At 73.9% G+C, this 18,913-nt stretch carries 19 protein-coding genes; 9 read left to right on the top strand and 10 right to left on the bottom strand.

What is annotated here, in order from left to right:
- Nucleotides 1–2: 2 nt before the first annotated feature.
- The 5 genes from ACAX67_RS19895 to pknB all read right to left on the bottom strand — a co-directional run bounded on the left by ACAX67_RS19895 (nucleotide 3) and on the right by pknB (nucleotide 6,328).
- A complete protein-coding gene (locus tag ACAX67_RS19895) occupies nucleotides 3–1,160 on the bottom strand; it encodes a T6SS phospholipase effector Tle1-like catalytic domain-containing protein (protein ID WP_370705638.1) in 1,158 nt (385 codons plus the stop codon).
- Nucleotides 1,161–1,223: 63 nt separating this feature from the next.
- Complete coding sequence (locus ACAX67_RS19890) at nucleotides 1,224–2,138, bottom strand: NADase-type glycan-binding domain-containing protein (protein ID WP_370705637.1); 915 nt, start codon at nucleotides 2,136–2,138, stop codon at nucleotides 1,224–1,226.
- Nucleotides 2,139–2,238: 100 nt separating this feature from the next.
- Nucleotides 2,239–3,294, bottom strand: coding sequence for a 3-deoxy-7-phosphoheptulonate synthase (gene aroF, locus ACAX67_RS19885; protein WP_370705636.1), 1,056 nt, complete (start codon nucleotides 3,292–3,294; stop codon nucleotides 2,239–2,241).
- Nucleotides 3,295–3,377: 83 nt separating this feature from the next.
- A complete protein-coding gene (locus ACAX67_RS19880; RefSeq protein WP_370705635.1) occupies nucleotides 3,378–4,283 on the bottom strand; it encodes a DMT family transporter in 906 nt (301 codons plus the stop codon).
- On the bottom strand, nucleotides 4,280–6,328 hold the full coding sequence (pknB, locus tag ACAX67_RS19875; RefSeq protein WP_370705634.1) for a Stk1 family PASTA domain-containing Ser/Thr kinase: 2,049 nt from the start codon (nucleotides 6,326–6,328) through the stop codon (nucleotides 4,280–4,282). Before pknB ends, ACAX67_RS19880 begins: the two co-directional genes overlap by 4 nt.
- Before the next feature lie 113 nt (nucleotides 6,329–6,441).
- On the opposite strand from pknB, the gene ACAX67_RS19870 reads away from it, so the two are divergent.
- From ACAX67_RS19870 to ACAX67_RS19860, 3 genes are read left to right on the top strand one after another with little or no spacing between them, the layout of a single operon-like run.
- Nucleotides 6,442–6,822 (top strand): Rv2175c family DNA-binding protein, encoded by a 381-nt coding sequence (locus ACAX67_RS19870; RefSeq protein WP_370705633.1) that lies wholly within the window; start codon nucleotides 6,442–6,444, stop codon nucleotides 6,820–6,822.
- Between the two features lie 6 nt (nucleotides 6,823–6,828).
- Nucleotides 6,829–7,341 (top strand): guanyl-specific ribonuclease, encoded by a 513-nt coding sequence (locus tag ACAX67_RS19865; RefSeq protein WP_370705632.1) that lies wholly within the window; start codon nucleotides 6,829–6,831, stop codon nucleotides 7,339–7,341.
- Between the two features lie 4 nt (nucleotides 7,342–7,345).
- Complete coding sequence (locus ACAX67_RS19860) at nucleotides 7,346–7,759, top strand: barstar family protein (RefSeq protein ID WP_370705631.1); 414 nt, start codon at nucleotides 7,346–7,348, stop codon at nucleotides 7,757–7,759.
- 28 nt (nucleotides 7,760–7,787) lie between these two features.
- Here the strand turns inward: ACAX67_RS19860 and ACAX67_RS19855 are convergent, their stop codons facing one another.
- Nucleotides 7,788–8,879 carry a polyprenyl synthetase family protein gene (locus ACAX67_RS19855; protein WP_370705630.1) on the bottom strand — a complete coding sequence of 364 codons (1,092 nt, stop codon included), beginning with the start codon at nucleotides 8,877–8,879 and terminating at the stop codon, nucleotides 7,788–7,790.
- Between the two features lie 75 nt (nucleotides 8,880–8,954).
- Between ACAX67_RS19855 and metF the strand changes: the two genes are divergently transcribed.
- Nucleotides 8,955–9,845, top strand: coding sequence for a methylenetetrahydrofolate reductase [NAD(P)H] (gene metF, locus ACAX67_RS19850; RefSeq protein ID WP_370705629.1), 891 nt, complete (start codon nucleotides 8,955–8,957; stop codon nucleotides 9,843–9,845).
- A gap of 13 nt (nucleotides 9,846–9,858) precedes the next feature.
- On the opposite strand, the gene ACAX67_RS19845 is transcribed toward metF, so the two are convergent.
- The gene (locus ACAX67_RS19845) at nucleotides 9,859–11,163 is read right to left on the bottom strand and encodes a phytoene desaturase family protein (protein WP_370705628.1); all 1,305 of its coding nucleotides are present in this window, start codon (nucleotides 11,161–11,163) and stop codon (nucleotides 9,859–9,861) included.
- A gap of 13 nt (nucleotides 11,164–11,176) precedes the next feature.
- Nucleotides 11,177–11,650: a YbaK/EbsC family protein gene (locus ACAX67_RS19840; RefSeq protein ID WP_370705627.1), complete on the bottom strand. Its 474-nt coding sequence runs from the start codon at nucleotides 11,648–11,650 to the stop codon at nucleotides 11,177–11,179.
- Nucleotides 11,651–11,684: 34 nt separating this feature from the next.
- Here ACAX67_RS19840 and ACAX67_RS19835 point away from each other — a divergent pair, with 34 nt between their 5' ends.
- The 5 genes from ACAX67_RS19835 (at nucleotide 11,685) to ACAX67_RS19815 (ending at nucleotide 15,238) form a co-directional block, all read left to right on the top strand.
- Nucleotides 11,685–12,119, top strand: a complete 435-nt coding sequence (locus ACAX67_RS19835; protein WP_370705626.1) for a hypothetical protein — start codon at nucleotides 11,685–11,687, stop codon at nucleotides 12,117–12,119.
- Nucleotides 12,120–12,273: 154 nt separating this feature from the next.
- Entirely contained in the window at nucleotides 12,274–12,696 is a 423-nt protein-coding gene (locus ACAX67_RS19830) for an SAV_6107 family HEPN domain-containing protein (RefSeq protein WP_370705625.1), read from the top strand.
- A 33-nt stretch (nucleotides 12,697–12,729) separates the two neighbouring features.
- On the top strand, nucleotides 12,730–13,464 hold the full coding sequence (locus ACAX67_RS19825; RefSeq protein WP_370705624.1) for a methyltransferase domain-containing protein: 735 nt from the start codon (nucleotides 12,730–12,732) through the stop codon (nucleotides 13,462–13,464).
- 15 nt (nucleotides 13,465–13,479) lie between these two features.
- Nucleotides 13,480–14,691 carry a DNA polymerase IV gene (gene dinB / locus ACAX67_RS19820; RefSeq protein ID WP_370705623.1) on the top strand — a complete coding sequence of 404 codons (1,212 nt, stop codon included), beginning with the start codon at nucleotides 13,480–13,482 and terminating at the stop codon, nucleotides 14,689–14,691.
- Nucleotides 14,692–14,794: 103 nt separating this feature from the next.
- Nucleotides 14,795–15,238, top strand: a complete 444-nt coding sequence (locus tag ACAX67_RS19815; protein ID WP_370705622.1) for an SCO2097 family morphological protein — start codon at nucleotides 14,795–14,797, stop codon at nucleotides 15,236–15,238.
- Nucleotides 15,239–15,249: 11 nt separating this feature from the next.
- Here ACAX67_RS19815 and ACAX67_RS19810 read toward each other — a convergent pair whose 3' ends face one another.
- Together ACAX67_RS19810 and ACAX67_RS19805 are read right to left on the bottom strand one after the other, a co-directional pair.
- Entirely contained in the window at nucleotides 15,250–17,643 is a 2,394-nt protein-coding gene (locus ACAX67_RS19810) for a transglutaminase TgpA family protein (RefSeq protein ID WP_370705621.1), read from the bottom strand.
- Nucleotides 17,640–18,890, bottom strand: a complete 1,251-nt coding sequence (locus ACAX67_RS19805) for a DUF58 domain-containing protein (RefSeq protein ID WP_370705620.1) — start codon at nucleotides 18,888–18,890, stop codon at nucleotides 17,640–17,642. The genes ACAX67_RS19810 and ACAX67_RS19805 overlap by 4 nt, the downstream gene beginning before the upstream one ends.
- Nucleotides 18,891–18,913 lie beyond the last annotated feature (23 nt).

Below are 18,913 nucleotides of genomic sequence, written 5' to 3'. Positions count from 1 at the left end.
GGTCAGCACGCTCCGAGCGGCGTCAGGTCGACACCGGCCTCGGGTAGTGCGACGACCGGTTCGACGATGCCGGCGAAGCCGTGGGTCGCGTCGGCGAGGGCGAGCAGGTTGACCGGCTCGTAGCCGCTGTCGTCCTGGAAGTGGTTGACGGCGCTGCTGGCGACGCGGACCGACACGGCGCGGTCGTTGGTCAGGCGCCGACGGCCGCCGACGAACGCGTGCGCGTCCCTGCCGATGCCGAGGCCCGCCTTGGCTGCGAGGAGGACGTTGTCGACCCGGTAGAGGGGGTTGAGCGGGTCGTGCCGGATCGGGTCGCGACCGCTGTTGGCGTAGATGCCGAGGAGGGCCACGTCGAAGACGAGCCCGGCGGCGTGGGCCTCGCGGGCCATCCAGAGCAGGGCGGTGTCGGAGAGCCCGGTCTCGCGGTAGCCGCCGCCCACGTCGGAGTGCGCGCCCTCGAACCACACCTGCTTGACCCGCGGGTCCTCGGCCCGGCCGTCGGGGCCCGGCTCGGGCGCCTCCCAGAACGTGGGCGCGAACTTCCGGCGGGTCTCGTCGATCGCCAGTGCGTGCCGTGCGCACTTCACGTCGGCGCCGAGCCGGACGTCGTGGAAGCGCGGCGTGAACCGCATGAACCCCGGCACGCCCAGGGCGCCGACGGTGTCGAAGACGCCGAGGAAGTCCACGGTGGCGGCGTGGCAGTGGTCGTGCTTGAACTCCTCCACGCTCTCGCCGAAGGCGCCGGCCGCGGGCGGCCGGCGCTGGTAGAGGTGGACAGCGGTCGGCAGCCGCTCCTCGACCAGGGCCAGGCGCGTGAGCAGCCCGACGCGGCCGATCATCCCAGCGAGCGAGCGCGCCGTGTAGGCCCCACGGCTGAAGCCGAAGATGAAGATCTGGTCGCCGGGCTCGTAGTTCTGCGCGAGGAAGCGGTAGCAGGCGACGACGTTGTGGTAGAGCCCGAACCCGAAGGCGCCGCCGAGGATCTTGTCGGCCCGATAGCTCCCGGCGCCGACCCCGCTGACGTAGTAGACGAGCTGGTCGGCGGGCCCGGACGCGCCCGGGTCGGTCTGCACCGTGCGGGCGATCTTCTCGATGTTGGTGATGGTCTCGTTGTCCGGCTTGTTCCACGTCCCGTCGCAGCACACGACCAAGCGCTTCATGCAGCCGAGGCTAGACCTCCGCGGACGGCGCTGTCCGCGACCGGCCGGGGCGGCCCAAGGAGGTCACCGTCCGCTGAAGGCGGCCTCGCTGATCGCGGTGTAGTCGCGGGAGTCGGCACCCCTGCCGGGAGCGGTCAGCCCGACGATGCGCAGCTCGACGGAGGAGGTCTGCACGTCGTCGACGTCGGTGGACTGCACGGAGGTGTCGTCGGCGCCGAGGTGCTGCTCGACCTCGGTGCCGTCGTCGAAGGTCCAGACGACGTCGGTGATGCGGCGGTTGCCGTGGTACCAGTCGTGGGGCGGGTCGGTCTTCGCGTAGCCGTTGACCAGCCCGACCTCGCTGAGGGTCACCGGCTCGTCGAAGGTGAAGGTGAGGGTGGCGCCGGTCGCGTCGCCAGGGGTCCGCCAGCAGGTGCGCGGGTCGTCGTCGAGCATGTTGCCCGCGTCGAAGGTGACCCGGGTGCCGTCGGTGTCGACGCTCGCCGGAGCGGTGCCCGGCACGTCGACGTCGGCGGGGACGACCGCCGCAGCCGCGCCGTCGATCCCTTCGGCGCCGTCCTGCGACGGCGCCTCCTGGGTGCGTCCGGTGCCGTGCGTGCGAGGGGCCGGGTCGTCGGCGTCCTTCTCGCCCGATCCTCCGACGACGAGCAGGATCCCGCCGACCGCGGCGATCGCTGCGAGGGCCAGGAACGCGATCACCCACGGGGTCGCCGAGCGGCGGCGCGGTGCGGGCGTCGCGGGCCAGGGTGCGGCGACGGGCGCGGCGACGGGCGGGGGCACGGCGGGCGCGGCCACCGTCTCGGCGAAGAGCGGGTAGCGCGCCACGCTCGGCGGCGGACCGAGGGGAGGCGGGGGCGGAGGCGGCTCGGTGTTGAGGGGGTCGTCGCCGTACGGGTGCAGCGGCGGCACCTCGCCCGGCCGCACCGACGTCGGGAAGTCCTCCTGGCTGCGCGGCGCCTCGGCCGCCGGGACCGGCACGCGGGCACCACAGTTCGTGCAGTACCGCCCGATACCGAGCTGGTGACCGCAGTTCGTGCAGTACCTCATGGCGAACCCCCGGGGATGAGTCGACCTGACCTTAACCCGAGGGCGTCGCCGGCACCGCTTCGGCGGGACCTCGCCCGAGGAGCGGTGGCAGCTGGCGGACCGCCTGCGCGAGGGCGCGGAGCTCGGTCCCGTGGAGCGCCTGCGGGCCGTCGCAGAGCGCGACCTCGGGGTCGGAGTGCACGTCCACGATGACGCCGTCCGCACCGGCACCGATGGCCGCCCGCGACAGCGGGACCACGAGGTCCTTGCGGCCCGCGGCGTGCGAGGGATCCACGATCACCGGCAGGTGGCTGGCCGACTGCGCGATGGGCACCGCGGAGATGTCGAGGGTGTTGCGCGTCGAGGGCTCGAACGTCCGGATGCCCCGCTCGCACAGCACGATGTCGAGGTTGCCGCGCTGGGCGACGTACTCCGCCGCCATCAGCCACTCCTCGATGGTCGCCGTCATCCCGCGCTTGAGCAGCACCGGCCGACCCGCCTCGCCCACCGCCTGAAGGAGCCCGAAGTTGGCCATGTTGCGGGTGCCGACCTGGAGCATGTCGGCCTGCTCGGCGACCTCGGCGACGTCGCGCGCGTCGAGGACCTCGGTGACGATCGGCAGCCCCGTCGCCTGGCCGACGGCGGCGAGGATGTCGAGCCCCTTGCGGCCCAGGCCCTGGAAGGCGTACGGCGACGTGCGGGGCTTGTAGGCGCCGCCCCTCAGCAGCGTGGCGCCGGCGGCCTTGGCCATGGTGGCCGCCTCGAGGGTCTGCTCGGGCGTCTCCACGGCGCACGGCCCGGCGATGAACGTGAACGTCGCCGGTCCGATCGGCACCTGAGCGGCCCCCTGGCCCACCCAGACCGTCGACCGGTCGGGGTGGTGCTGACGGCTGACCAGCTTGTAGGGGTCGGAGATGCGGTGCACGGCGGCGACCCCGCGCATCGCCCTGAGGTTGAGCCCGTGGAAGCTGTCGACGTCGCCGACCAGGCCGATGATCGTGCGGAGCACCCCCTGCGACACGAAGGCCGTGCCGCCGACCGCCTCGACGCGCTCGACGACGTGCGCCACGTCCTCCGCGCTGGCGTCCGGCGCCATGACCACGACCATGTCCCTCACGGTAGGTCCGCGGCCGGGCGGCGCCGGGACGGACCCACGATCCGGACGTGCGGCCAGGGCCACGCGATCCTGGCTCAGACGGTCAGGTGGGCGACCTCGCCCTCCACCTTCCGGCGCGGTGCCACCTCGACCGCGATCATCGCGGTGAGCACCATGAGGCCGCCGAGCGCCATCCGCCCGGTCACCGACTCCCCGCCCAGCAGCACGGCGAAGAACGCGGCGAAGACGGGCTCCATGCTCATGATGATCGCGCTCCGCGTCGGCGGCAGGTGCGCTTGGGCCCACGTCTGCGCCAGCATCGCGGCCGCGCCCGCCACCAGCGCCATGTAGACGAGCGAGACCCAGTCGCCACCGCGGTCGGGCAGCTCGACGCCGGCGTCACCGGAGACCAGCGCCGCCACCAGGCAGATCCCGGCGATGACCAGCACCTGGAGGATCGACATGCCGAGCGCGTCGGCGGGCGTCGACCACGCGCCCAGCCCGACGATGTGGAAGGCGTAGAGGATCGCGGCGACGAGGGTGATCGCCTCGCCGTAGCCGATCGAGAGGCCGTCGAGGGTGAGCACGCCGAGCCCGGTGGTCGCCAGCGCGACGGCGGCCCAGGTGACGCCTGTGATCCGGGTGCGGAGCAGCAGCGCCGCGATGACGGGGGTGGCGACGACGTACAGGCCGGTGATGAAGCCGCTCACGCTCGCCGGGGTGTGTGCCAGGCCGGCGGTCTGGAGGATCTGCGCGACGCCGTAGAGGCAGCCGAGGAGCACGGCGTGGCGGCGCTTGTCCGGCTGCAGCCGGCCGATGGCGCGCGGCGCCACCAGCACCATCGCGGCACCGGCGATGAGGAAGCGGACGGCGAGGAAGTCGACGGTGGGGACCCGGTCGAGCAGGTCCTTGATCAGGAAGAAGGTCGATCCCCAGCACGCGGTCATCGCGAGCAGCGCGCCGGCGGCGAGCAGCGAGGTGCGGCGTCCGTCGGCCGTCATACGACGTAGACCGTGATCGTGCTTCCCTTCGGGGCCATCGTGCCGGCCGGGGGATCGGTGGAGTAGGCGCGGTCGCCGGTGAAGTAGATGGCCGCGTGCTTGACCTGCACGTCGAAGCCGAGGTCCTCGAGCTCCTGGACCGCCTGGTCGGTCGGCTCGTAGAACACCCGCGGCACCTCGATCAGCTCGGGTCCGTCGGACACGACGAGCTCGACCTCGTCGCCCTTGAACAAGGTGCCGCCGGTCGGGTCCTGACTGATGACGTCGCCCTCGTCGACCCTGTCGCTGAACTGGTGGTCGGTGACCGTGACGACCAGGCCGCGCTTCTCCAGCACCTTCGTGGCCTGCTCGACGCTGCGGCCGACCCAGTCGCCGACCGGACGCGGCCGGCGACCCTGGCTGACGGTGAGCCGGATGACGGTGTGCACCGGCAGGTTCTTGGCCTTCTTCGTGCCGAACGCCGGGTCGGTGCCGATGACCTGTCCCTTCGGCACGTGCTCGGACCACACCTCGCGGACGTTGTCGCCGGCGACGAGCTTGACCGCGGCCAGGGCGTCCTCCGCCTCCGCGACCGTCTTCCCGCGCAGGTTGGGCAGGTCGTGGCGCTCCTCTCCGAGCGAGAGCGTGACCGTCACTGTGTCGCCGGGCAGGATCCGCTCGCCGGGACCGGGGTCGCTGGAGACGACGTCGCCCTCCTCGACCGTGGTCGAGTAGACGGCGTCGGCGTAGCCGACGTCGAGCCCGGCGTCGTCGATCTTCTTCTCCGCCTGTGCCTTCGACAACCCCTCGACGCTCGGCGCCGTGGTGTAGCGCGCCCAGCCGAACCAGTAGGCGCCACCGCTGATCGCGGCGACGAGCACCGCCACGAGCACGAGCAGCACGATGCCGCGCCGACGGCGAGGCGGCCGCTCCTCCTGCCGGACCGGCGTCGCGGGACGGGGCGGGGACGGGGCAGTGCGGCGCGGGGGAGGCGCGGCGTCGAGCTTCTGCGTGCCCTCGGGCCGGTGCAGGTCCGCCACCCGCTGCTGGGCGTCGTCCCAGAGCTCGGTGATCGGCTCGGGCATCGTGTCGGAGCCGGTGGTGCGCGACGGCGTGGGCAGCAGGTCGGCGAAGAGCTCGGGGTCCTCGCGCACGCCCTCGTGGAGGGCGTGGGTGACCCGGTGCGCGTGGTGCAGCAGGACCGCCGCGTCCGCGGGGCGGAGCGTGCGGTCGCGGGTCGTGGCGCGGGCGACGAGCGCGTCGACGTACGCCGGGATGCCGCGGACCTCCTCCGAGGGCGCCGGGACGTCCTCGTGCACGTGCTTGTAGGCGACCTGGATCGGGGACTCGCCCGTGTGCGGCTTGTGACCGGTCAGCAGCTCGTAAAGGATCACGCCGACCGCATAGACGTCGGCGCGGGCGTCGGCCTTGCCGTCGACCACGAGCTCGGGGGCGAGGTAGGAGACGGTGCCGATGAGCACGCCCCCGGTCGCGGTGTGCTGGGTCTCCGCACTCACCGCGCGGGCGAGGCCGAAGTCGGCGACCTTGATGCGGCCGTCGTCGGCGATGAGGACGTTCTCGGGCTTGACGTCGCGGTGGACCAGGCCGGCTCGGTGCGCCGAGGCCAGGGCCGACATCACCGGGTCGAGGATCGCCAGCGCCCGCTCGGGCGACATCGGCGCCTCCTTGGCGATCGTGTCGCGCAGGGTGTGGCCCGGCACCAGCTCCATGGCGAGGTAGACGGTCCCCGCGTCCTCGCCCTGGTCATAGACGGCGACCACGTTGGGGTGCGACAGCCGCGCCGCCGCGCGCGCCTCGCGCACGAAGCGGGCCGCGAACTCCTCGTCGCCCGAGGTCGAGTCGCCCAGGCCGGCGTGCATGATCTTGATCGCGACGGCGCGATCGAGCCGGATGTCGTGGGCCTCGTAGACCGAGGCCATGCCGCCGCGCGCGATCCGCGGCCCGATCCGGTAGCGGCCGTCGAGGAGCCGCCCGACCTGGGGGTCGTTGTCAGGGGTGCCCACGTCGCGCGGCCGCCTGCCGCGGTCGTGCGTGTCCTCGTGCACAGCGACCCTCCTGTGCATGCTCGCTGCTCCGGTCGGGGAAGTGACCGGCGTCGACAGGATACGTGGGGGTTGCCACCGGTCCCCGCAACCACGCCGGGTGGAAGGATGTGCCCATGAGCGATCCCGCACCCCGGCTGGCCGACCACGACCTGGCCGCCCTCGTCGACGAGTGGCTCGACTGGGACGGCGCCGCCGCCGTGATCGGCGTGACCCCCGCGAAGGTGCGCACCATGGTGCGCGACCACGAGCTGGCCGCGGCCGTGCCCGCCGAGGGCGCGCGCCCGTCGATCCCCGCGCTCCTCCTCGACGACGAGGGCCTCCCCGTCAAGGGCATCCCCGGCCTGCTCACCCTGCTCCACGACCAGGGCTTCGACGACCGCGAGTGCATCGCGTGGCTGTTCCTCGACGCGGACCTGCCCGGGCGCCCGATCGACGCCCTGCGGGAGAACCGCGGCTCCGAGGTCAAGCGCCGCGCGCAGGCGCTCGGCTTCTAGGCACCCGTGGCGTCGACGCGCTCGTCCTCGGCCCGGCGCGGAGGCGGGCTGGGCGGTGCCGCGCTCGTGGTGCTGCTCGCCCTCGCGGCGTGGTGGGTCCAGAGCACGCACGGCGACACCGACGACCCCGCCGCGGGCACCTCGCCGAGCACCTCGGCGGGCACCTCGGCCGGCACCTCGTCGGCACCTGGGCCGACGTCGTCGGCCCCGTCCGGCATGCCCGAGCGCGACGGGGCCAGCGGGCTGCCGTACGTCGCCCTGGCCGACCTCCCGCCGGAGGCCGCCGAGGTCGTGGACCTCATCGACGCCGGCGGTCCCTTCCCCTACGAGCAGGACGGTGGCAGGTTCGGCAACTACGAGGGGTTGCTCCCGGACCGGTCGGACGGCTATTACCGGGAGTACACGGTGGAGACGCCGGGGTCGGACGACCGCGGTGCCCGTCGGATCATCGGCGGGGACCAGGGCGAGCTCTACTGGACAGAGGACCACTACGAGTCGTTCGAGGTGATCTGGAGATGACCACGTGAGCGGGTTGGCCGCCGTCCTGGCGGGCCGGCACGACGCCGGCGTGCACCACTGGCACAACGCCCTCCACGTCCCCGACGTCCAGCACGCGGTCGAGCACGCGGGCTGGACGTTCGGCTACGTGGACGGGGTTGCGCTGGAGAGCAAGTCGGAGGTCCTCGCCGCGATCGGTGACGCCCTGGCCTTCCCCGACCACTACGGCGGCAACCTCGACGCGTTGCGCGACTGCCTGCGCGACCGCGACCGGCCGACAGTGCTGCTGTGGGACGGCTGGGGCAGCCTGGCGCGGGCGGACCGGCGCGCCTTCGACAAGGTGTGCGACGTGCTCGGCCGGCGCGACGACGGCGAGGCGACCCTCGAGGTGCTGCTGCGCGGTCCCGGCCCCGGGACCGGGATCGCGTCGCTGGACTGACCTCCGGCGCGTGCGGCCGGCCTGACTGCTACAGGACGCGACGGGTGGCGGCCGCCGCGAGGCCCTCGAGCACCGCGCACGCGCGCTCGTCGAGGCCGACCGCGGATCGGGCCTGCTCCAGGGCGGTGACCGCGCCGCGCGCCAGGTCCTCGATCATCGCCTCGACCTGCGCGTGGGCGCCGGAGCGGTCGATGATGCCTCGCAGCTCGGCGACCTCCGGCTCGGTGAGCGCGGTGCCGAGGGCCGCGTCGAGCCGCGCCGCCTCGTCGTCGGGCGCGCCGTCCAGGGCCAGCGCGACGAGCACCGTGCGCTTGCCCTCGACGAGGTCGTCGCCGGCGGGCTTCCCCGTGGTGGCGGGGTCGCCGAACACCCCGAGCAGGTCGTCGCGGAGCTGGAAGGCCTCGCCGAGCGGCAGCCCGAAGGAGGAGAGGGCGGCGAGGACCTCGGGGCTCGCACCGGCGAGGGCGGCACCGACGTGGAGCGGGCGCTCGATGGAGTACTTGGCCGACTTGTAGCGCAGCACCGTCATCGCCGCCGCGACGTCGGCCCGGCCGCGGGCCTGGACGGAGACGTCGAGGAACTGGCCGGCGATGACCTCCGAGCGGCACAGGTCGAGCACCTCGAGCGCCGGGCCGACCCGGTCCCACGGCATCCCGCAGCGGCGCAGCAGCTCGTCGCTCCACGACAGGAGGAGGTCGCCGACGAGGATCGCCGCCGCGGCGCCGAACTGGTCCGGATCGCCGGGCCAGGCCTGCTCCTGGTGGAGGGCCGCGAAGCCCCGGTGGGTGGCCGGCCGTCCGCGCCGGGTGTCCGAGGCGTCCATCAGGTCGTCGTGCACCAGGGCACTGGCGTGCAGCAGCTCGAGGGCCGCCGCGGCGCGCAGCACCGACCGGTCGTCGTACTCCTCCCGCGCGGCAGCGCGGAAGCCCCAGTAGCTGAACGCAGCCCGGAAGCGCTTGCCCCCCGACACCGCGGCGCGTCCCTCGGCGACGAGGCGCGCGGCGTCGTCGCCCAGGGGGGCGAGTCGCTCCGCCTGCTCGTCGAGGAAGGCGTCGATCGTCGCCTGCAGCCCGGCACGGAACCGCTCCTGGTCAGCCTGGTCCCACGCCTGCCCGCTCACCTGCCCGACTCTAGAGAGGCGTCCGAGTTCGGCCGTCGTCGCCCCCGCCGGAGCGGCGCCGCCTAAACTCCGCCCATGACTACAGGTCGCGGCCGCTCCCTGGGCGACATCATCCGCCAGGGCGAGCGCTCCTTCTCCTTCGAGTTCTTTCCCCCCAAGGACGAGGCGGGTGAGCAGCACCTCTGGGACGCCATCCGGGCGCTCGAGCCCTACCGTCCGACCTTCGTGTCGGTGACGTACGGCGCCGGCGGCAGCACCCGCGACAAGACGGTCGGGATCACCGGCCGGATCGCCCGGGAGACCTCGATGGTCCCGATGGCGCACCTCACCTGCGTCGGTCACACGCGCGAGGAGCTCGAGGCCATCCTCGACTCCTACATCGCCGAGGGCGTCTACCACGTGATGGCGCTGCGCGGCGACCCGCAGGAGGGGCCTCGGGCCGACTGGACGCCCACCGAGGGCGGTCTGAACTACGCCGTCGACCTGGTCGAGCTGGCGCGCTCGCGCGGGGAGTTCCGGGTGGGCGTCGCGGCCTTCCCCGAGGGGCACCCGGGTGCGGGCTCGCTCGACGTCGACGCCGACCGGCTGGTCGCCAAGGCGCACGCGGGCGCGGAGTTCGCCGTCACCCAGATGTTCTTCCGGGCCGAGGACTACTTCGGCCTCGTCGACCGGGTGCGCGAGCGCGGGGTCGACATCCCGATCCTGCCGGGCATCATGCCGATCCTGAACCTCAACGCGATCCGGCGGCAGGGCGAGCTCATCGGCACCTCCGTGCCCGAGGAGATCGTCGAGCGGATCACCGCGGCCGGTCCGGAGCCCGAGAAGGTCCGTGCGGAGGGCATCACGATCGCGGCGGAGCTGTGCGAGGAGCTGCTCGCCGGGGGCGCCCCCGGCCTGCACTTCTACACGCTCAACCGGTCCAAGGCCACGCTCGAGATCTTCGAGGCCCTGCGCATCACGGTCTGACCGGCGCGAGCGCTCAGGCCGGGCCGATCACCTGGGCGACCAGGGCCGCCGACTGGGCGACGAACGGCACGCCCGCCCCGGGCGCGGCGTGGGCGCCGGCGGCGTACACGCCCTTGACGGGGGTGGTCGGTCCGAGTCGGTGGCGCACCGTCCCGCGCCCCTGCCAGAGCACGCCACAGGGCGAGCCGTGCCAGAGCTCCACGAGGTCGCGCGGCGAGCGGTCCACGCGGACGGCCACCTGCTCGCGGACGTCGATCTTGTGGCGGGCCAGCGCGTCGAGGATGTCCTCGGCCAGCTTGCCGCGGCCGTGGAGGGTCCACGCGGTGCCGCCCTCGGGTGCGGTCCCGCCGGTGCGGACGACGATCAGCGGGTCGGCGTGCAGCACCAGCTCGGCGGGCAGGTCGGGCACCTCGCCGACGAGGCCGATGTGCGCGACCACGGGCGGGATCGCCGGCATGGTGCGCTCGACGAGCGGGGCGAGGGCGGGGAGCCGCCGCGGGTCGATGGCGACCACGACCGCGTCGACCTCGATCTCGCCGGTGTCGACCGCGACGCCCACCACCTTGCCGTCGCGGACCACCAGGTCGCGCGCGCTGGTGTCGGTCAGGACCGTGACGCCGCGCGTCTCGAGCCGTCGGGTCAGCAGCTCGACGAGGCGGCCCATGCCGCCGGGCACCCGCCAGGCGCCGAAGCACTGCTCGAGGTAGGTGGTCACGCCCGCCCAGGCCGGCACGTTGCGCAGGTCGTGACCCTCGGCCACGACGCGGTGACCCGCGACGAGCCCGAGCCGGTCGTCGCGGAAGTCCCGGCGCAGCCGCTTGTGCAGGGTCTCGCGGGTGGAGAGGAGCGAGTGCAGGTCCTTCGGCAGGTCGCGGGGGTCCCAGGGCACCTCCACGTAGTGGCGCCGCAGCACGTCCCAGACGGGGGCGTAGGTGTCGACGTGGCGCACCCACGCCTCGCCCAGCCCGTCGCCCAGCTCGTCGAACGCCTCGATCTGGGCGGCCCGGGACCCGCCGGGCACCCGCACCGAGGTGCGGTCCTCGAAGCGGTGCTCGGTGATCACCTCGAGCGGCTCCAGGTCGCCGCCGAGCTCGGTCTCCAACGGGCGCCCCGACTTCCGGAAGAGGTCGCGCAGCGCAGCCGGCACCAGCGTCGAGGTCGCCGACCCGTCCCAGCTGTAGCCCCCCTCCGTCACGGTGCCGAGGGCACCGCCGAGGGTCGGCGAGGTCTCCACGAGCACGACCTCGTGGCCGGCCTTGGCGAGCCGGGCGGCGGAGGCCAGGCCGCCCAGGCCGCCTCCGATGACGACGATCCTCACGGCGTCCCCTCCGTCACTCGACGTCGATCGGGTCGGCGCCGGTGAGGCGCAGCAGCTCGTCGTACGTCGTCGAGAACACCGCCGCCGGATGACCGGCGGCGGCCCACACGACGTCGTAGCGCTGCAGCCAGGAGTCCAGGTACGTCGGCACGGGCGCGGGGTGGCCGATGGGGGACACGCCGCCGATGACCTGGCCGGTGTGCTCCCGCACGAACTCCGGCGTCGCGCGGTCGAGCCGCTCGGCGCCGACCGCCTCGGCGGTCCGTCGGGTGTCGACGCGGTGAGCGCCCGAGGTGAGGATCAGTACCGGCGAGCCGCTCGCGTCGAACAGCAGGCTGTTGGCGATCGCGCCCACCTCGCAGCCGAGTGCCGCGGCGGCCAGTGCGGCGGTGTGGACGGCATCGGGCAGAATGACGATCTCGCCAGTGCCGCCGCGTCGCGCGTGCTCGGCGCGGAACCGGCTGATCGAGGGATGGTCGGCCGACATGGGTGTGACCCTAGGGCACGGTCGAGGAGGATGGATGGGCAAGCGACCCGCGTCGGTCGACTTCGCAACGTGGTTGCTGTGGTTCGAGGTGGCCGCCGGTCTCGTGGTGTCGGTCCTGGTGGTCGCGTTCCGCGACGACCTGCAGGACGCCTGGTCTCCCGGCCGCTCGGGCGACAGCACGGTGCAGCCGCTGGACTTCGTGCCCGTCATCCTCGTCCTGTACGGCGTCATCGCGATCACCACGCTGACGCTGATCCCGTTGATGCGGGCGGGCCACAACTGGGCCCGCCACGCGCTGAGCCTGATCTCGATCGGCATCGTCGTCGCGGCCGTGGCCACCGTGCGCACCACGCCGCCGGCGCTCTTCCGCGGCCTCATCATCACCGCGGCCGTCGTCAGCGCGGTCACCCTCGTCTTTCTCCTGCACCCCGACAGCCGGCGGCACTGCCGCGTGCTCGACGAGGCCTGACCGCCGGCTCCCGCGCCCTCCGCACGAGGCCTTGACCTCGTGTCGGGGGTGGGGTGTACCTTGGAATTGTTCGAACACATGTTCGAACACGACCCGACGGAGACGGCCCCGACCCCGCCCCGCCGGTCATCGACCACCGACCGAGGAGCCAGCGATGCACCTTCCCGCGACCACGCATTCCTACCTCCTCCGTGCGGCGGAAAGCCTGAGCGAGGCGGTCGCCTCGCGCGACGTCGCCGAGCGCTATGCCTGCGCCCACGTGGCCGCGCTGCGTGCGGCGGCCGCACTGCTCGCGGCGCGGGCGCGGCCCGCCGCGCCGCGGCGCCGGGCGCAGAAGAACGCCTGGGTCCTGCTCGCCGAGGTGGCGCCCGAGCTGGGGGAGTGGGCCACGTTCTTCGCCGCGGGTGCGGCCAAGCGCGCGGCCGCCGAGTCCGGCTCCACACGAGCGGTCAGCGAGCGCGACGCCGACGACCTGGTCCGCGACGCCGACCGCTTCCTCGCCGTCGTCGAGCAGGCGCTGGGGCTCACCCCGCACGTCCCGCTGGGCGAGCAGCTGGCCGGGCGCGCGGCGGGCTGAGCTCCCTGCGGTGGGACCACTAGTGTGGACGTCATGGTCTCCCGAGAGCGGCCCGGGGAGCGTCCGGGGTCCGTGCGCACCGCTGTCGTGTGGGATGCGCTGGGCCCCGTCCTCTCCGGCGAGCCCTGTGACGTCGTCGACATCGGTGGCGGGACGGGCGGCTTCGCCGTACGGGTGGCCCAGGCGGGCCACCGGGTGGTCGTCGTCGACCCGAGCCCCGACGCTCTCGCCGCGCTGTCCCGACGCGCCCTGGAGGTCGGCGTCGAGGTCGCGGGGCACCAGGGCGACGTCTCGGGCCTGCTCGACGTGGTGGGTGCGGAGAGTGCCGACCTCGTGCTGTGCCACGGGCTCCTCGAGGTGGTCGACGCCGGCGAGGCGCTGGCGACGATCCGCAAGGTGCTGCGGCCCGGCGGCACGGTCAGCATCCTCGTCGGTCAGCGCCACGCGGCGGTCGTCGCGCGAGCGATGGCGGGCCACCTGCGCGAGGCGCTCACCCTGCTCGACGGCGACGAGGTGCCCGAGCGCGGCAGCCGGCCCGGTCGCACGAACCGCCGCTTCACGGCTCCCGAGATCAGTGCGCTCGTGGAGCAGGCCGGCTTCACGGTGGCCGCCGTGCACGCCGTGCGGGTCTTCACCGACCTGGTGCCGGGCTCGCTCCTCGACCAGGAGGCCGGCGCGGCCTCGGCTCTCGCTGACCTCGAGCGCGCCGTCGCCGAGCGGCCGGAGTACCTCCCGCTCGCGACCCAGGTCCACCTCCTGGCCCACTAGGCCGAGGCCGCGCCGGTGACCCCGGCGTCCTCGAGGCCCGCGCCGCACCTGCTCCACGTCGACATGGACGCGTTCTACGCGTCGGTGGCGATCCGCGATCTCCCGGAGCTGCACGACGTCCCGGTCGTGGTGGGCGGAGGACACCGCGGGGTGGTGCTGTCGGCCAACTACCCGGCGCGCGGCTACGGCATCCGATCCGGCATGTCGGGCGGGGAGGCGCGACGGCTCTGCCCGCGGCTGGTCGAGGTGCCGCCCGACTTCGACGTGCTGCGCCCGGTCTCCAGGGCGATCATGGAGACCTTCCGCCAGTTCACGCCGGTGGTCGAGGTGATGTCGCTCGACGAGGCGTTCCTCGACGTCCGCGGCGCGACCCGGCTGTTCGGCCCACCCACCGTGATCGCCGAGCGGATCCGGTCGCGGGTCCGCGCCGAGCACGGCATCACCTGCTCGGTCGGCATCGCCGCCGCCATCTCGGTGGCCAAGCTCGCGAGCCGGCGGGCGAAGCCCGACGGCGTGCTGGTGATCGCGCCGGCGGACTTCGCCGCGATCGTGCACCCGCTCGACGTCGGCGAGCTCTACGGCGTCGGCGAGGCGACGCGGCAGCGGCTGCACCGGCTCGGGCTGCTGACCGTGGGCGACGTGGCGAGGCTCCCGGTGAGCGAGCTGCGCCGGATGCTCGGCGGCCACCTCGGTGGCCACCTGCACGCCCTCGCGTGGGGGGCCGACCGGAGCGAGCTCACGCCCGGCGGGGCCGGGACGTTCGGGTTCGGCGAGGGCACGCCCGAGGGCAGCATGGGGGCCCAGCACACCCTCCACGCCGACACCCGTGACCGTGCGGTGCTCGCCCGTGAGGTCCTGCGCCTCTCCGCGCGGGTGTCGGCGCGTCTGCGCTCCGCCGACAAGGTCGGCCGCACGGTCGCGATCACCGTGCGCTGGAGCGACTTCCGCACGATCTCCCGCTCCCGCACGCTGCCCGAGCCCACCGACGTCACGCACGACGTCTACCAAGCAGCCCTCCTGCTTCTCGACGAGGTCTTCCCGCTGCGGCTGGCCGTCCGCCTGGTCGGCGTGCGGGTCGAGGGCCTCCGCCCGCGCCGCGAGCTCGGCAGCCGCCAGCTCGTCATCGGCGAGCAGGACCCCGGGTGGCCCGACGCCGACCGTGCGGTCGACCGGGCGACCGACCGGTTCGGCTCCTCGGCCGTGCGGCGCGGCAGCCTGCTGGGATGACGCGACGAAATATCAGGTCGGCCTACCGGACGGCGCAGCGCCTGCCTACACTGAAGATCAAGACCCTTCGACATCCCCTGTCGACGCACGTGTGGAGGATCCGGTGCCACTCTCCGAAGAGGAGCTGCGACTGCTCGAGCAGATGGAGCGCGCCCTCGTCGAGGAGGACCCCAAGTTCGCCTCCACCCTCCGGGGCACCACCGCGCGGCGGGCCGCCCGCCGGCGCGCCGTCCTCGCGGGCCTCGTCTTCGTCGTCGGCATCGCCGTCCTGATGGGCGGGGCGATCAGCGGTCTGTGGCAGATCGGGATCGTGGGGTTCGTGATCATGCTGGGCTCGGCGACGATCGGCCTCAGCGCGATCCGTGGTCAGAACCTGAGCTCGCAGCCCGGCAGCAACCCGGGCGTCTCGGCGCACCCGTCGGGCTTCGGCGTGATCGACGGGGGCCGGGCACGCAGCCGTCGCCCGCACCGGCAGCGCTCCTCGAGCAGCTTCATGGAGAAGGTCGAGGCGCGCTGGCGCCGTCGTCGCGACCGCGGCGGCTACTGACCGACGGGTCCTCAGACGCCGACGCGCTCCTCCTCGCGCGCGGTGTCGCCGATGCTCCGGCGTCCCCCTGAACGACCGATCGACCGCGGCAACCAGCGTGCCCTGACAACAGCGCCTCGAGCCGCACCGGCCTCCAGCGAGGCCACGCACGTGCGCGCGTCGTCCGCGAGCCCGGGCGACGGCACCGTCGAGCCCGGCCGGGCGTAGCGGACGAGCTCGAGGGCGGCGACGACCCGCTCGAGCGCCATCGCGGCCTCCGGATCGGCATCGGGCCCAGTGCGCGGTCGCTCCGGCCGGTTCGGGTCGGTGCGGTCGCCGAGGTGCTCGACGAGCACCCGCCCGACCTCCTGCGGCGAGCGGCCCGCGGGCCAGGGGAGGTCCAGGTCGACCGCGGTCGCCCGCAGCTCGTCCCAGACGTCCTCGGGAGTCCCGGCGAGCCGCCGTTCGCGCGCGCGTCGTCGCAGCAACCGCGGGCCGAAGCCCAGGGCACCGAGGAGGACGAGCACCAGGAGCCCGGCGCCCAGCTGCAGGATGACGGCGAGCCAGTCCGTGCCCGCGTCGTCGGTGGAGCTCTGGTCGGCCGGGGTCTGCTCCTCCGGCGCCGTCCTGGTCTCGGTGGCGGTCGCCTCCTCCGTGAGCGTGCGGTCCGGCCCGCTCGCCGACGTGGCGCTGGTGGACTCGGACTGGTTGTCGATGTCGACGGGCACGGTCGTGTAGTCCGGAGGTGTGCCGGAGATCCGCGAAGGCGTGGGCTCGAAGCCCACCCAGCCGGTGCCGTGGAAGTAGAGCTCGGGCCAGGCGTGCAGGCTGTCGGAGGTGTACTCGAAGTTTCCGTTGCCCAGGTCGTCGGGGGACAGGAACCCGACGGCGACCCGCGCGGGGATGCCGACCATCCGGGCCATCACCGCCATGGCCGACGCGAACTGCTCGCAGTAGCCCACCCGGCCCTCGGGGGCGTCAGCGTCGAGGAAGCTCTCGAACGCGTCGCCGCCGATGCCCGACGGAGCCTTCTTCAGGCTGTAGCGGAAGCCGCCCCTCTCGCGGAACCAGTCCTGCAGCAGCAGCGCCGCCTCGTAGTCGTCGCGCGCGCCCGAGGTGACCGCGACGGCCTGGCTGCGGACGATGGAGGGCAGGCCGCCGGGGACCTCGAGGAACTCGTCGTCGACCTCGTCCAGGCCGGGGTCCTTGAAGAACCGGCCGTCGGTGCCGAAGTCGAGGTCGAGGCCGGTGGCACTCCAGTCGAGGCCCTTGGTCGTGAGGTCGTCGGGCACGGCGAGGAAGTCGAAGGTGTCGGGGTCGAAGCGCCAGTCGCCGTCGGCGGTGACCGACGACGCGGGGAAGGGGGTCGGCAACCAGGTGGAGTCGAACTCCTCGGTGGCCTGGAACTGGTAGGTGTACGACGTCCGCGGCACGTCGCTGTCGAGGCCGGTCGGCGTCGGCAGGGCCCCGGTCGCGGTGTCCTCGTCGGCCACGCCCCGGTCGCCGGTGCTCCACTCGTTGCCCGTGAAGCGGTCGAGCGAGGCGATCCGCAGGTAGCCGGGGTGCGGGTCGTCGGTGTGGAACCTGACCAGGGCGACCTCGTCGGGCTGCTCGAGGTCGCGGCGCAGGTCGGTGCGCGGGTTGCGGATCTGGATGTTGTCGTCGCCGTCGCCGGGCCCGATCGCGAGCAGGTCGATGTTGAGGACCGGGACGAACGGTGGGATCAGCAACGCGCAGGCGGTGGCGATGGCGCCGATGCGGCCGGCACCCACCCGCACCGCGTCCGCGACGGGGTTGCTCTCGGCCCACGGGCTGCTCGACTCCGACCCCAGCGAGCGGCCCCACTTCAGGAGGTGGTCGCGGCTGTCGAGGTGGAGCAGGGCCAAGAACCCGATGGCGGCGAGCAGGAAGGCGACCCAGCTGGGGCCGGCCTTCACCAGCCCGGCGGGGACGGAGTAGATCGCCAGGAGTGCGAGACCGGCGATCGGCACGCGGCGCAGCGTGCACGCGAGGAAGTCGACGAGGAGCAGGAAGACGACCCCGCCGAGGAAGAGCAGGGGAGCGACCGACGGCACGTCGGCCTGGATCGGCGCCGCGTAGGTGCGCGCGGAGTCCAGGGCGTTGGTGAGCGCGCTGCCGATCTCCTGCGCCGCGGCGCCGGCCGGCAGCGGGCTGCCGCCGAGCTCGCTGCTCACCATCGCGACCCCGATCAGCAGCTGCACGGCCACGACGGCGAGCGCGGGGCTGCCGAGCCACCGCAGCACCGCACCGGCCGCAGCGATCATCACGGCGGTGACCGCGAGCGGGGCGAGGTAGGAGAAGGAGTCGGTGAGGAACCCGCGCCAGGCGAGGAGCGCCGCCCACGTGGTGCCGGCGGCGATCAACGCCACCAGGAGCGCGTGGCCGAAGGAGGGCCGCGCCCTCATCGATCGGCCCCGGTGGGGATCAGGCCGGCGGCCGCCGCGCGACCGGCCCGGCCGAGGTCGCGCCAGGCGGTGTCGAGCCGGTCACGCGGGCCGAGGGCGACCGCCCGGAAGCCGAGCGCGCCGGCCGTCGGCGCGCCGTCGTCGGCGGCGACAGGGGCGCTGCGGCCCAGCCACTGGTCCACGTCGAGCACCATCGCGAGTGCGTTGCCGGCGTCGTGCCGGATCTTCTTCAGCGCGGTGGCGTCGACCTGCTCGAGCGCGCCCAGCACCGCCACGACGAGGCCGCCGCGGGTCTGGTCGCCCGTCCAGCCGACGTCGAGCTTCGCGTGCTGGGTGGTGGTCACGAGTGCGAGGCGCTCGAGCACGGCGGTCGACGTCTCGTCGGCGCCGGTGCCGTCGGCGAGGACGAGGCGGACGGCATAGCCGTGCTGGTCCAGGTGCAGGACCAACGAGGCGGCGGCCACGACGGCGTACTCGAAGCTCGAACCCAGCCCCTGGCCGCGGTGCGATCGGAGCCGGTTGTCCAGCAGCACGGTCGCCCGGGCCTCCCACGGCTGCTCCTCGCGCCGCACCATCAGGTCGCCCATCCGGGCCGAGCTGCGCCAGTGGACCCGGCGGAGCTCGTCGCCGCGGCGGTACTCGCGGACGCTGACGTCCTCCGCCGACCCGGCCGCGAAGACCTGCGGGCGGTGCTCGCCCGACCCGCTCCAGCCCCCGACGATCGGGATGGGTGGTAGGGCGACGGTGCGCGGGGTGACGACGAGCGGCGCGACCCCGGGGATCGCGCGCCGGATCTCCACCAGACCGAAGGGATCGGTGATCCGCGTGGTCAGGGGGCCGATCTCGAAGCGGCCGCGGACGTCGGAACGGACCTGGTAGCTCACCCGGCGGTGCCACTGCCGGGCGACGCCCTGCAGCACGAAGCGGGGCCGGGTTCCGAGCGCGTAGGGCACCTGGTCCTCGACCAGCAGCGCGCCGGCGCTGGACCGGCCGGCGTTGACGAGGTCGAGCTCGATGCGGGCCGGCTGACCGGCACCGACCAGGCGCGGGTGGACGGACCGGGTGATCGCGAGCGTGTAGCGCCGGCGGCCGATGACGAACGCCGAGACGAGGGGGAGGGCGATGACCAGCACGCCGATGCGGGTCAGGTTGGGCTGACCGAGGAGGACCGCGCAGACGATCGCCGTCGCCCCGGCCGCGAGGAACGCCCGGCCCCGCAGGGTCAGTCCGGTGAGCCCGTCACGCATGGCCGTCTCCCTGGTCGTGGCGG

The sequence above is a fragment of the Nocardioides candidus genome (assembly GCF_041321175.1).
GTDB lineage: Bacteria > Actinomycetota > Actinomycetes > Propionibacteriales > Nocardioidaceae > Nocardioides.
This window is presented reverse-complemented; position numbering and strand designations above follow the sequence as displayed.